Source organism: Arcicella sp. LKC2W, assembly GCF_034931005.1.
Classification (GTDB): Bacteria; Bacteroidota; Bacteroidia; order Cytophagales; family Spirosomataceae; genus Arcicella.
In genome coordinates this window covers 1-13,593 of the sequence record NZ_JAYGIN010000050.1, presented here as the reverse complement: position 1 = coordinate 13,593, position 13,593 = coordinate 1, and the positions used below count along the sequence as shown (strand labels likewise).

The 13,593-nt window shown below is 35.2% G+C and carries 8 protein-coding genes; 5 read left to right on the top strand and 3 right to left on the bottom strand.

Translation table 11 applies throughout. The annotated features are described in order from the left end of the window. Positions 1-172: 172 nt before the first annotated feature. Positions 173-448, bottom strand: a complete 276-nt coding sequence (locus tag VB796_RS23465; RefSeq protein ID WP_323349037.1) for a hypothetical protein — start codon at positions 446-448, stop codon at positions 173-175. 4 nt (positions 449-452) lie between these two features. Then, the gene (locus VB796_RS23460) at positions 453-6,779 is read right to left on the bottom strand and encodes an RHS repeat domain-containing protein (RefSeq protein WP_323349036.1); all 6,327 of its coding nucleotides are present in this window, start codon (positions 6,777-6,779) and stop codon (positions 453-455) included. A 1,009-nt stretch (positions 6,780-7,788) separates the two neighbouring features. Between VB796_RS23460 and mobV the strand changes: the two genes are divergently transcribed. The 5 genes from mobV to VB796_RS23435 all read left to right on the top strand — a co-directional run bounded on the left by mobV (position 7,789) and on the right by VB796_RS23435 (position 11,950). After that, positions 7,789-8,667 carry a MobV family relaxase gene (gene mobV, locus VB796_RS23455; RefSeq protein ID WP_323349035.1) on the top strand — a complete coding sequence of 293 codons (879 nt, stop codon included), beginning with the start codon at positions 7,789-7,791 and terminating at the stop codon, positions 8,665-8,667. Continuing rightward, the gene (locus VB796_RS23450) at positions 8,664-9,113 is read left to right on the top strand and encodes a hypothetical protein (protein ID WP_323349034.1); all 450 of its coding nucleotides are present in this window, start codon (positions 8,664-8,666) and stop codon (positions 9,111-9,113) included. Before mobV ends, VB796_RS23450 begins: the two co-directional genes overlap by 4 nt. A gap of 379 nt (positions 9,114-9,492) precedes the next feature. Then, entirely contained in the window at positions 9,493-10,791 is a 1,299-nt protein-coding gene (locus tag VB796_RS23445; RefSeq protein ID WP_323349033.1) for a hypothetical protein, read from the top strand. Positions 10,792-11,058: 267 nt separating this feature from the next. Continuing rightward, a complete protein-coding gene (gene parA, locus VB796_RS23440; protein WP_323349032.1) occupies positions 11,059-11,691 on the top strand; it encodes a ParA family partition ATPase in 633 nt (210 codons plus the stop codon). A 4-nt stretch (positions 11,692-11,695) separates the two neighbouring features. Then, a complete protein-coding gene (locus VB796_RS23435; protein ID WP_323349031.1) occupies positions 11,696-11,950 on the top strand; it encodes a hypothetical protein in 255 nt (84 codons plus the stop codon). Here the strand turns inward: VB796_RS23435 and VB796_RS23430 are convergent. Next, positions 11,945-12,967, bottom strand: a complete 1,023-nt coding sequence (locus VB796_RS23430; protein ID WP_323349030.1) for a replication initiation protein — start codon at positions 12,965-12,967, stop codon at positions 11,945-11,947. The genes VB796_RS23435 and VB796_RS23430 overlap by 6 nt on opposite strands. Between the last annotated feature and the right edge of the window lie 626 nt (positions 12,968-13,593).

Below are 13,593 nucleotides of genomic sequence, written 5' to 3'. Positions count from 1 at the left end.
TTGAAATGGATGCGGTAATCGAAGGAAAAGTCGTAAGGAGGTCAGACATTTTCCTACAAAATAAATACAATTAAACCACTTCATCAAACCAGTCATTTTTTCTTAACTAAACGACATTGGTTCTACACTTATTGTCTTTAAATATTAAAATATATCGTAAGGGTCAGGAAAGCTACTCATCTATGATATTCCAAGTGTCATTTTTAGTCTCTCTATATGCTCTTCTCTCATAAGGTAAATCAGAAATTTCAGTAATAGAAGAGTCTATATTTAAGATTTCCTCTAATGATACAACTTTGAAATCTTCATCTGACAGATTTTCTTCGCTACCTAAAAACTCCCAAAAACCATCATCATAATGGTTGACAAATAGTATAGGAGAGCCATTCTCTAATACATATTTTGTAGTGATTACAGCCGTGTCTAAATCATCCTGAAATTGTTTCATACTTTTAATTTTCTCTATTTCCCTTTTTTAAATTTTCTTCTTTTGAAATTACTCTTTGATTTGAATTACTATTAGAACCTCCTTTTGAACGAGGTTTTATATGGTCAACCTCTGCTTGATTCATATCCATTTTCTCCCCTTTTTTACTTTGTTTAGGAGAACTTAATACTCTTCCATCTCCATCACTCTTTAGAACACCACCATTATTCTTTTTATTTTCTTCTAAGATTCTTTTTCTTTGAGCCGATGTAGTGTTTAAACCATCACCTACTTTACGAGGCTCTTTTAAATCAGAATATTTTCCCTCCGAATTTAGATTTCTTTCAGCATTTTTAATTGTCGAAACACCATGAGCAATTGCGGCAGAGCCACCAACTGCCACTTCTGCGGCAACAGGGGCGGCAACTCCTGCGGTGGTAACAGTTGCATAAGCAGCACCTCCCACAGCTCCACCTCCTAAGCCTATTTCAATCGCTCCTACTAACATAGCAGCTCTATGACCTAATTCCGCTCCACTTGAATAATTACGCCCACCTTCTGAATTAACCAATTTTGTAGTTACAGGCGAAACATCTTCATTAAATGCGTGGGTAAAACCCATCACAAAATCTACCGCTCCACCACAACAAGGTTCAAGTCCATTGGGGTCAGATTTAAGAATTGGATTATTCCAACCATATTGATAAAGCGATAAATGCTCTTGTCCCTCAATAACAGGGTCTTGTGAGATAAAACGCCCCGTCTGTGGGTCAAATTGTCGGTGAATTAAATCAATGTACCCCGTCTCAAATTGCGTTTCCCGATTGAGAAACTGAAATTTATTAAAGTTAGCAGGATTTCGTGTAATTGCCATCCCTTTCATGGAAAGCCCCCAAGGGTCATAAAAAATACTTTGGGTTGGTGTGGCAATCCCTGCGGAATCTTTAAAAGCAATTCTTAAATCGTTATTGTGGTCGGTGATATTATACTCATACACACCATTGACAATTCTTCCTTCGTCTTCTGAAATTTGGTAAAGGCTACCACTCTCATAAATCTTATTGGCAACATAATCGGTGGTTATCCCTTGTGAAGTAATCTTTTTGATTTTTTTACCATTGGCATCATACTGATAGTTTACCCAAGTGCCATTGCTAAACTTTATCCGTTTTACTAATTTGAGATAGTTGTATTTGATACTATCTATTCCCTTATTCAAATCCTTTTTCAAACTACCATCTATGTAATAATCATAATCGTTTGAGCTAATATTCCCGTCTCTAAAATCGCCTACATCTGTATTTCCAGTAGTGGCATCTTGTACATTTAGCAATTTATTGGAATTAGCTTGATAGGTATAGGTAAGGTTATCTACATTGCCAAATGTGCTTTGAGCCGTATTAGTTGCTCCGTTTCTTGATAGACTTTTAATATTGCCATTCAAATCATAAGCAACCGAGTTTAAGGCAAAACTTTCATAGGCTTTGTCACTGGCATATCCTGCGGCAGTTAATCGTGAAGCTCCATCGTAAGTATATTCGTAGGCTCTTTTAATTCCATCAATGGAAGACTTCCAAAACTGATTTCTAATATTGTTATCATAGTATCCGCTTGTACCTTCTTCATAAGCCAACTTGAAACTAAAAAGCGTATTAGTCAGATTGCCATTGGCATCTAAGTTTATGCCTTTTAATCCCCCTCTTATGTGACTTTGATACGTTAAAGCATACAAATCTGCCGTGTTATTCTTGCCAAAATTAAGCGTACCAAAGTTTTTAAGTGTACCTTTATCATTGAGTATTCCTGCCGAGGCGATTTCACCCGAAGGAATGGTTATTGTATGCCCTTGGTTAATAGTTACGTTATCACTCACTAAGGGTAAGTTTCCCGACTGCCAAATGCTTTGGTCAGTCCAATTACCTGTTTTAGATGATGTTTGAGCAGTTCCCGCAGGGGAGAATCTTTTAGTTTGTAATCTGCCAATGGCATCATACTCATACTTAGCGACTACTTTACTATTATGTGAAAAAGAAGTCTTGCGACCCAAATGGTCATAAGCATATTGGTAAAGCTCCACTAAATCACTCGCTCCCGTTTTCTTATGAGTCATTCTCATTTTAAGCATTTCCCCATTGAAACGATACTGATAGTCTGTTCGGTCAATGCCTCCTAAATGATTTTGACTAAACTGCTGAATGACACGTCCTTTGTAATCGTAATAGTTCAAAGACTTGTACCAGTCGTTTGTTTCTAAATTCCTAATGAGTGTTCCCGTTTGCAGTCCTTTGGTTAAGCCCTGAGCATGAAAAGCATTGGCAGATTGAAAAGAATAATTAACATCGGTATTAAAAGTATAATCATCATAGTAATATACGTATTTAACGTTGGCTTCTATGGGTTTATAAGCCGATGGGAAAGATTGATTGGTATAGCCTAACAAATCCGTTCCTGTTTGTTCATAAGTCGTTGTAACCGCATCAAAAGCCGTTTGCAATGTGTTTCGGGTAACAGAGCCTGAGCCAGTTTTAATGCCTTTTCTAATAACTTTTCCTAAAGCATCATATTGCAAAAATTGCCAATAGCCGTTGGCTTTATCCGTAGAATCGGCAAACATGACTAATCTATCGTTTTTATCATAGACCATTTCTGTCCAATCACTCCCCGAAATATGTTTGGAAATAAGTCGCCCTAAGTCGTCATAATGATACCCATAAATACCTTCTTTGAACAGGTCACTATTTTCTGTAAAGGAAGGAATTTGCCCTGAAGCAGTCCCTAATTGTTTATAAATCTCAGGGGGAATTACATAAGATAAAAATCCTAAATTATTATAGACAAAAGCGGTGACGGCAAAGTTAAAGGTGTTGGCTTCTACTTGTTGAAATTTATGAGTAACTCGACCTTGTTTGTCTTTTAAGTCATAGGTTTGAATACCTCTTTCACTGGCAATACAATCATTAAAGAGAGAACTGGCGGTATAAGTGGTACAATTAATAGCTCCATTACTACCAATGTCAAAACGTGAAATACCCTCACCTGCCAATAAGTATTGATATAAATTGAATTTGTCAGCAACTCTCCAATTTTGTCCTGCTCCAAATTGTTTCCATAAACGATTTAAAGGGCTGGCTTCAAAAATACTTTGAGAGAAAGGAATACTATCATTTTCATAAAAGCTTTTGGCAAGGTTTTGAGCAACTCCTACATATTGCCCTGTATTGATATTAGAAGGAGTTGGTAAAATAGCTTTATCATTTCGATTATAAGCATCATACAATAAGGTAGAAGATAAAATATCTTGACTTTTATTAGGGCTTGCTTTCCATAAAATACGTTGCGTTTCTTTGCCTAAGCCGTCCACGAATAAAATTTGTGTTTGGGTACTATCTACTGAACTAACCAAAGAATTTCCAGTTTGTGCAACAATCGCTTTACGACTAACCCTAAAATTACTCCCATTATCAGGGCTAATTCCTAAAGAAGTTAAAGCCGTTTGTTTTTGATAGTGATAATAATTATCCTCTAATAAAAAAGAAAGAGGGTCTTTGATATTTTGTAAACGCTGAAAGTTGTCATAGCTGAAACTGGTCGTATAGTTATTAAGGTCAGTTTGTGATTTAAGTCCAACCAAAGGTTGATAATCATAACTATTACTTCTTTGTAAAATTGTCCCTGTACTGCCCCCTCCCACACTAATAGATTGCACTAAATCAATTTTACCAATACTGCTTGTGCCATAGTAAGTAATATTGGTAGTTATTCCATTTTTTTCTTGATATTGGGTGAGATGCCCTCTTGAATTATAGGTATTAAAATTAATGAGCGTTTGTTCTGTGCCTACCCCTATTTTTACTCTTACTTTCAAAAGGTTTTGATATGAGCCTGTGGTTGAATAATCACTAAAACGCCAAGCAATTTGAACATTATCTAACAGAGTAGTTTCTTCAATGACAGGGTTAAGCATATTTTTAGCTTTCATCGTCAAATACGGCTCATAGTTGTAATGATAAGGGTATTTGTACTGAGTGCTTAATATTTCATTTTTAGAAGTGTTTGTAGTGCTTTGGGTGACTTGTAAATAGTTGCTTGCATCATAAGTATAATTGGTAATGACCTCTAAGGAGTCACTGCCTTTATAATGCCTTTCTATTTTTTGAGAAATTTCTTGTCTGCCTGTTTTGTTTGTTCCAGTTAGGTAAATTAATTTAGGATAAGAGCAAGGTGTTCCTCCGTAGTTATCGAAACCATAGGGCATTCCAGAGGTACATGAAGGACAAGTCGTATTGGATTGATTGCTTAACAGCACTTTCCCCATATTGGTAATAAACTGTTCCTTGTAAGAGCTATATTGATGAATGGTTCTTGCTAAAAGGCTATTATCGGATGCTCTAACATCTTTTTTTAGTAAAAGACCTCTTTTCCAAGGCTCAATATCCCTAATTAAAGCATATTGGGTATTGACAATAATATCAGGTTCATAAGAGAAACTGTATTCATTGTAACCATTCTTATTGGTAGCAGTAGATTCTTCTGAATATTCCTTGACATTGGTATAATAGACAGGTGTACCGTCATGGCTACTCATTTCAGAAAGTCCATTTGTCCCCAAATAAACCATCTTATTAAGATAGCTTGTTGGTGAAATATATCTCATTTCTCCTACCGAAGCTGAAGAAGGGAAAGACCACAAAGAACTTAACCTTCCAATCCCTGAGCCAACTTCACTGGCATACTCATACCGCTTCATGGAAGCTAACGAGCCTACATTAGTATAATTTTTAATGGATTTAACTCTCAAACCACCTCCTAATACTTCTATGGAATTATTTTTATAACGATTGGCTTCAAAATCAAAAGTCGTATAACCTCCTGTGGGATATGTTATTTTAGCAATAAGCCCTTCTTTTAAATAAGTTTCATCTGTACTTCTATCAGCCGTACCATTTAAAATGGTAACAGGCGTAAGTCCACCATTATAAGTAGCAATATCAAAAAGGTGATTATTATTTTTATTATTAAAATAACCAAAATAATCTTGTTTACTCCAATCAGCTTCGGCAGTTACATTACCCGTTGGATATTTCCAAGAATAAGTATTGGTGGTATAATCGAATTTATAAACTTGTGGGTCTGTGAGCGTTGTTCCATAAATCTGCAAACTATCTAATTTCAAACGACCATTGGCATTTGTTCTATCTTTAAAATAGCTATAATTGAAAACAATTCTTTTGATTAAGTTCTTGCTTGTTCCTTCATAGGCATAAACTTTTATTTGTTTTAAATAACGGCTCTCGGGTTGGTCTAATCGAGTTTCGTTTGTCGTTGATTGCTCAAATTCTACCTCTCCATTACTGGTAATAATTTTGTAAATATTCTGACTTTTAATCTCTTTAATTTGGCGACTTGGTATTGGAGCAACAGATTGAGCAGTAGGGTTATTACTTTCATCATAATTAACGGAAGCCGACCAAGATTGATAGGTTTGCTGAATTGTTCCGCCAGATTGATATTGAAATTTGATAGCATCACTATTATTGGGAGAACTAATTCCTGCTAAATGCCAAGAAACGATACCTGCTTCTGTCACACCCGAAGATGAACCATCAGGATAAACATTTTGTTGTTCACTTGCTCCTGTGCCATCCGTATTTGCTCCAAAATCATAAATATGACCTTCCATATTCTTGATTTTAAAAGTCTGAATAACGCCATCAGAAGCCGTTTGATAGGAAATGTCAACCGCTTGCCAAGGCATTAAAAAGGGTTTCGTACCATTTTGTCCCAACATAAACTTTCCACTTACTCCTGCTGCCGAATAAGTAAATAAATCAGGTTCTAAGTCTGCATTTCCCCCTTGTGCAACATTCAAAAAAGTGAAGTCTTGTGAACTACTACATAGGTTACGAGTAATAATCGGATTAGTTAAATAATTTCCCGTTGTTGCTTGGTCATCCGCCATTCCCCCTAAAATAGAGCGATTAAGGGAAGTACCTGCATCAAGATTCATTCCCCAACCAACCCATGAAGAAAAATCACTCATGGTATGACCGCTTGCATGATACCGTAAAGTAATAGGTACACTTAAATTACCCTCTTGGACGGTATAAAGAGGAATATTAATATCAGGAACACCGCTACTAAAATTTACTTGATAGTCTCCATACTTTTGAAAAGAAGCCGCATTAGGAGAAAGTGGAGAAAAATTCGGGATAAACTTCTTATATCCATCTGTTGCAGCACTCAAATTATTATTTAACTCCACAGAGTCTTTTTTAATTGATTGAGCAATGGTTTGTAGGTTAAGAATAAAAAAGAGACTTAAATACAGACATACTTTGTAGAGATTTAACATCATTAATCGGTTTTATAAGTTGATAATTTAATAGGGGGCGGTTAGGTATTGAATTTGAAAATCAATAAAAATAGCGTGTCGTTGCTCGCTTGTGTTTTGAGGCTCTGGTAAACCTGTGAAAACAATGCAAAGCAACGCCCACGCATCACGTGAGCGTATCGCTAAGACACCTGTTTCACAAAATTTTAAAGAAAATTTACCAGATTTTCAAAACACAGGAACTGTAAGCTAAACGCTAATAATATGTTGTTTCTCTTTTTTATTCAAATTCAAAGCAATGTTAAACTGACTTTTTTAATTGACCAAAGAATTACTCTATTTTCTGAAAAAATAGGGTAATTCTACGTAATGAATTTATCTATAATCAGATATTAATACAACAATGGTGAAGATGATAAGACTGTTCATTTCGTATCAGAAACTCAGTCATTTTCCTACATGATATGTAGGGATATAGTATGGATAAAGTAGGGGTAAGGTTGAGATATAGTATGGATAAAGTTGGCACAAAATATTCATTTGAAAAGCTATTTTCAAATGAATACTTAAAAAAATAATCTATTAACTCTGAACAAAAATAGCCGATGTATTAACGCTAAAAACGGTATTGTAACGTTACGTAACGCTTGTATGTAACGTTACATGATACGTTACAGATTAAATATGCCGACCTATAAAAGGATTATTAGAGATAGATAGATTGTTAAACAAATTTTCCCAAATGGAATCCATTTGGGAAAAGCATAACACCACCTATTTTGATAAAGAGTCTTCTTTTTGAGAGACACTTTATTCGTTTTTAAAATTACCGATTTTAACAATGGTAAACCATTAATTAAAATAAATTGAGTATTCTTTTAAAGTTGGTTAAAAGGGGTTATTTTCGTGTGGTGATAATTTAAAAAATTAGTATAGCCCACTATACCAATTTTGAGAATGCACTCACTTCGTTTGTTCATCCTCAAAATTGGTCGTGGGGTCTTGCAGACGGCTACCAACCGCATATAACATGAGCAAAGCAATCTGTCGCATATCCAAGTGTAAAAGTAGTGGTTCAGCCACAGGAAAGACACAACACAATTATCGAGAGCGAGAGGTTTTAAATGCCGACCAAGAGCGTCAGCATTTAAACCAAGAATATATCAATTTAGAGCGAAAAAGTATTTGGGATATAGCGACCCAACGCATTGAAGCAGCAGGTGTAAAGCGAAAAGTGAAACCTGATGCAGTGCGAGCAGTTGAGATGATTTTAACGGCATCAGCAGATTTCTTTGAGCGAGACGCAAATGGTCTTGCTTTAGATATTCGTGGCGGTGAATGGTTAGCCAAGAACATGACGTTTTTAGAAGAACGTTATGGGAAAAATGTAGTAGCACTTACTTTGCATCAGGACGAGAAAACGCCACACCTTCACGCCATCATTGTACCTTTGACCGAAGATAACCGCCTATCCGCAAAGGAAGTTTTTACGCCCCGAACTTTGCGAGCTTTGCAAACTGATTATGCCAGGGCGATGGAATGTTTTGGATTGGAGCGAGGTATTGAGGGAAGTAAAGTCAAGCACTCGGATATGAAGACTTATTACGGAGCGGTTAAGAGTTTGAACAATTTACAGGAAGAAACAAAGGAAGCCAAAGCGTTAAAATCAAGTCTTCCTGATTTACAAATTCAAAAGCAATTATTGGAACAGCAGTTACAGCAGGAGCGAGAGAAGTTTGAGCAAGAAAAGACTGCTGCTAAACTTGAGCGAGAGCGTTTAGAGCAGGAAATGGCAAAACTCAAATTCAATTATGAATTTAGTAAGGCAGCTCTCAATAAAGTAGAAAAAGAATTAGCTGAAAAGAAACAACAAGAACAAAACCGCCATAGAGGCATATCTCACCGATGACAGACCCTTTTGAAGAAATAACCTCTCTCCGCAAGAGCCATGAAGAATTAAAACAGTTGCTACAAAAGTCCTTAAATCAACCACCCCGTTGGACAATTGATTCTAAAGCCATTGCCGAACATCTCAGCCAAAGAGTACCTAATCCTGTGGATACATTGGAACAAATACAATTGGTTGAAAGAAATGTACGTCAAACGCTGAACAGTTTTCCCAAGAGTATTCCCATTCGAGGGGAGTTCTACGGGTTTACGTCAAAGAAAACATTTTTCTCTTATTGGGGAATGTTAGCGGTGACTATGTTGGTTGCTTTTTATTTTAGTTTTCGTGCAAGCGATGACGAGCGACTCAAAGAGTATAAACGATTGGTTGAAGAGTTTGGGAGCAAAAATCCGAAACTTGCCAATAAGTATTTTGGGAGTTGGTACGAGCGAAATTTAGAACAGTAATATTGGGTTTTAGTTTCTGATAAGATTCAATTATCGGAAACTATTTTTAATCATTACAAAGGGGAAAATAACCCCCGTAACGTTACGTAACGCTTCTTGGTAACGTTACAGGTGACATTTTAGCCTTTTTTGAGAGGTTTTTGCGTATATTTTTATACGTTAGTTTTTTGAGGAACTATTTTATCTCCATAATAGTTTGAAGATTGTACCCCCTAAATGAAAAAAGGCATACAAATTGTTGTACTGCTGATTATTAAATCATTTATTTTCAACCTGAATAAGTCTTCCTGTATTATCCATCCATGAATCGGTTTTATCCCGTAATGGTATGATATAGTCTTGTGACTTATTTAACCACCCACTAAATACAAAAAATATTATGTCAAAATTGTCAAAAAAAGTCTGTCCCGCTTGTGGCAGCATTTTTCAGAAACGCAGTGAAACCCACGAATACTGCTCAGGTGCTTGTCGCACAAAAGCCTTCCGCCAACGTAATGAAATGGAAGAGCCTTCTTTTTTGCATCAATCTAAAAAGTCGGAAGAATCTTCTTTCAAAAAAGAATCATCAGCAGATGAAACAAAAGTATCCCATGAAAATATTTCTGATTTTTCAGCAATTGGGATTACTGAGTATATTCCTAATCCTGCTTATGTGCGAATAACCAAAGAGCATAGCGATTGTGTAGAGCATACGCTCGAACTTCAACGCCATAAAGAAACCTTAGAATCGGACATCTATCGTTTAAGTGGTGGAACTGCCAAAATAGCAGGAGCAATTCTTGGCGGTTTAATCGTTTTGGCTGGCGGATATACTTATATGGCTTTTCAAACTAAGAAAGGAAATGCCATCAAGAGAACGCTTTTTTGGATTTTGCTTATCCCTACCACTATCCTTGGCATTGTTGCAGGAGGAGCTTTGGCTGTTCTTACTTATTTTGGTTCAGAGAAAATTCAAAAGTTAGCAAAAGCAGAAGCGAAAGCGTTAGAAGTTTCATCTCTTAACCAAGAGATATTAGTATCAAAGGATAAGGAGAAATTGCTAAAAATTGAACGTGATGCCATTCAAAAGCAAATCGCCCGATATGATAAAATTATTACAGAAGGTGAGTATGTGCCTTTTGAAGAAGTGAGCAGTCAAAAAGCTACTTCACTTGAAAGTCTAAAAAGTAAGAAGTTCAAAACCTTGCCTTTTTCGGGTAAATTGAAAGACTTAATGGGTACTCCAGAAGCCAATTTTTGCATGATGGTTTATGGAAAGCCTGGGCAAGGGAAAAGTTATTTTACGCTTGAATTATCAGAATACTTAGCTCATCATTTTGGAACAGTTTTATTCAACTCTTCAGAAGAAGGTTCTTCTCTTTCTCTTCAAAATAAGATTAACCATTTTGATATGGAGAATATTTATTTAGGCGATGCAAAGGATATAGATTCGTTGCAATATCTTCTTACTCAATCCCCCTATAAGTTTGTGGTGATTGATAGCATCAACCACATGAGCATAACGCCTGAGGACTTACGTAAGTTGAGAGGCTTGCACCCCGATAAAGGTTTTATTTGTATTCTGCAATCAACTAAAAGTGGAGACTTCAAAGGAGGCAATGAATTTGAACACGATGCTGATATTTCAATCAAGATTGACAAAAGAGTAGCGGAATGTAAGAAAACTCGATACCAATAGAAATTGGTAAAAAATGCCTCTGTAACGTTGCGTAACGCTTCTTTGTAACGTTACAGGACACGTTACAGGGGTGTATCATTACAAATTTGGGTAACTTTTACCGATTATATAACCTACAATTTGACCGACTTTTTTACAACTAATTTTGCAGTATTGCAGTAAATACTGCAAACCGTATTTACTGCAATACTGCAAAACTGCAATACGGTTTTACTGCAAAACTGCAAACCGTATTGCAGTTTTGCAGTATTTATGATAATTTGCATAATGATAATTTCAATAACTTCTTTAAAGGGTGGGGTAGGAAAATCCACTATTACTCAAAATTTAGCAGTCTGTTTTGCTCATGGTGGTTACAAGGTTTGTATTGTAGATACTGATACCAATAGAAGCTCTGAACGATGGGCAATTTTACGCCCTGAGACACTCCCTCATATCCCTGTTTTTGTCCAATCTGATGATTCATTGAGCCAATCGGTTAAGGCACTAAATAGAGATTATGAGATAGTGCTTATTGATGGTACACCTTCTTTATCTAAAGTTACAAGCAAGATTATCATGCTTGCAGACTTGGTACTCATACCTATCCTTCCAAGTGGTTTAGATATATGGGCTACGGAACAATTTATTGAGCGATATGAGTCAGCGAAGGAGCAATTGGAGCAAGATATTCCTGCCTACTTTATCTTGAATAGATATAAACCAAGTACCAATTTTGGGAAGGAGTTTAAATCAGTATTGGAAGAAACAAAAATTCCTGTTATCTCAAATCATCTTAAAGATAGAACTGCTTATATCGAATCTGTGGTACAGGGAATAGGCGTTTTAGAGCATAAAGACGAGAAAGCCAAAATGGAAATATCAGCATTATACAACGAGATTATTACACTCATAAAATAGCAATATGAAGTCATTAAGAAGCACTTTAGGCGAAAGCCTTTTATCTCCTAAAGTATCGGTAGAGAAAAAGGAGAAAAATCTTGAGTTAGTGGAAGCGGCAACTCAACGAATACATGAGCCAACAACCAATACCACTAAACGCATTACCATTGATGTGCCAATGGATATTTACCCTGCTCTGAAAAACCATGTATTCAAAGAAGGACTAACCTTAAAAGACTACCTTTTAAGGTTAGTTCAATCAGATTTAGGTTTATAGGGGTTTGCTTTTAGGGTCTGTTTTAAATTTTATCTTGTCCAGTCCCAAAGATTTGGCTAAATATGCCGTCCTATTTCGGGGTGGTTTTCCTTTCGTAATCATGTCCTCAATGATAATATCTAACCTGATGAACTCATTAAAAACGTCTCTGTTCGATACGATATAATCAATTTGGATTGGGGTTAATTGATATAAAGTAGAAATAAGATGATACTTTTCTGATATTTCTTTTGGACTTAGTTGCTTAATAAAATCAATGGTTTGCTTGATTTCTTGCTTGAGAACAATTTTTTCAAGTTGTTCTTTGCTTCTGATAGTAAAAGTAAGTGCCGTTATCTTTTTTCGTTGTTTCTCTGCAATTTCCCAATCGAATGAAATTCCACAATGCTCTAATAATTCTTTTTGACAGTATTCAAGAATGTAAATTTCAAATAATCTAAAGTTTTTATATTGTGTAGTGCTAAGCCCTAATAAGTCTCGTAATTCTTCAATTGATATAGTCCAAGAGCCTTGATTTTTATACTGACTTAAAAGTTCATATATTCTAATAGCATGACTACTTGTTAAACTCATAATAGCCTTTAAATCCATTGTGGTATAACCATTTGCTAATTCTAAAAATAGCTTTTTAGCTGCTGGTGCTATTTGAATAGTAATTTGGCTATTACTCTTGTTTTTAGCTTTGTAATTAGCATAAAATATAGGTACAATGTAACCAAAGTATTCATCATTCTTTGTCGAATTATCAAAGAAAATCTTTCGAGAAACGATTTTGTCAAGAGCCTCTTTTATTCTATTTCTATTCGTCTCTTTAAGCTCTAATGGTGATATTACTACCTGTAATACTTCCATTTCATTGTCCAAATTCAAGTTAAACCCCTGTGCTTCTTTTAGGTTAGCTATGACTGTTAAATAAATGTGTTTTTCAATAAGAGTAAATTCATGACGTGTAAGATTAAGAATATTACTAACTCTCAATAATGAATTATTAATAGGGTTTTCTTTTTGTGGATTCATAGCAATTGTTTTTATATCTAAAGATAATTATAATTGTTAGATATAAAAAATAGTCCTAATAATTAGTATTAACTTTCTTGTTTTGATTGTATGCAATTTCTAACAATACTATATGCAATTTCTAACAATACGAAATCTAAATTGTATGCAATTTCTAACAATACTATATGCAATTTCTAACAATACTATATGCAATTTCTAACAATAGATTTTTTATATTATTGAAAATCAAGCACTTATATTGCTTTTTTTGCAAAAACAATCAATCAATTGATATTGAATAATTTTATCAATTGATTATTTTTTAAGGCTTTTAGTATAAAAAAAACGTGTTTTCGGGTGTTTTGTCGAAGAACCAAACACAGAAACACAGAAACTCAAAAAATCAAACAGGCGGTCAACTAAATTTTTAGTTGACCGCCTGTTTAAAAACGTAAGCAATAGAGTTTAAAACAAAGTTGCCCTAACGGAATCCATTAGGGCAATCTTAATTAATAGTTCTACACTCAATGTCGTTTAGTTAAGGGAAATTACAGCCTTTTATAGTTCATGAAATACTTTTTTTTTGGCTTGTGATTTCTGGGTAAACTTCGATTGGGTCTTATGATTTCTCGTGTTTTAGCTAC

Excerpts from the sequence above, each read along its gene's own strand:
- VB796_RS23435 (WP_323349031.1), top strand. The coding sequence starts at position 11,696 with ATGAAGTCATTAAGAAGCACTTTAGGCGAAAGCCTTTTATCTCCTAAA.
- VB796_RS23445 (WP_323349033.1), top strand. The coding sequence starts at position 9,493 with ATGTCAAAATTGTCAAAAAAAGTCTGTCCCGCTTGTGGCAGCATTTTT.
- parA (WP_323349032.1), top strand. The coding sequence starts at position 11,059 with ATGATAATTTCAATAACTTCTTTAAAGGGTGGGGTAGGAAAATCCACT.
- VB796_RS23460 (WP_323349036.1), bottom strand. The coding sequence starts at position 6,779 with ATGTTAAATCTCTACAAAGTATGTCTGTATTTAAGTCTCTTTTTTATT.
- VB796_RS23465 (WP_323349037.1), bottom strand. The coding sequence starts at position 448 with ATGAAACAATTTCAGGATGATTTAGACACGGCTGTAATCACTACAAAA.
- VB796_RS23450 (WP_323349034.1), top strand. The coding sequence starts at position 8,664 with ATGACAGACCCTTTTGAAGAAATAACCTCTCTCCGCAAGAGCCATGAA.
- mobV (WP_323349035.1), top strand. The coding sequence starts at position 7,789 with ATGAGCAAAGCAATCTGTCGCATATCCAAGTGTAAAAGTAGTGGTTCA.
- VB796_RS23430 (WP_323349030.1), bottom strand. The coding sequence starts at position 12,967 with ATGAATCCACAAAAAGAAAACCCTATTAATAATTCATTATTGAGAGTT.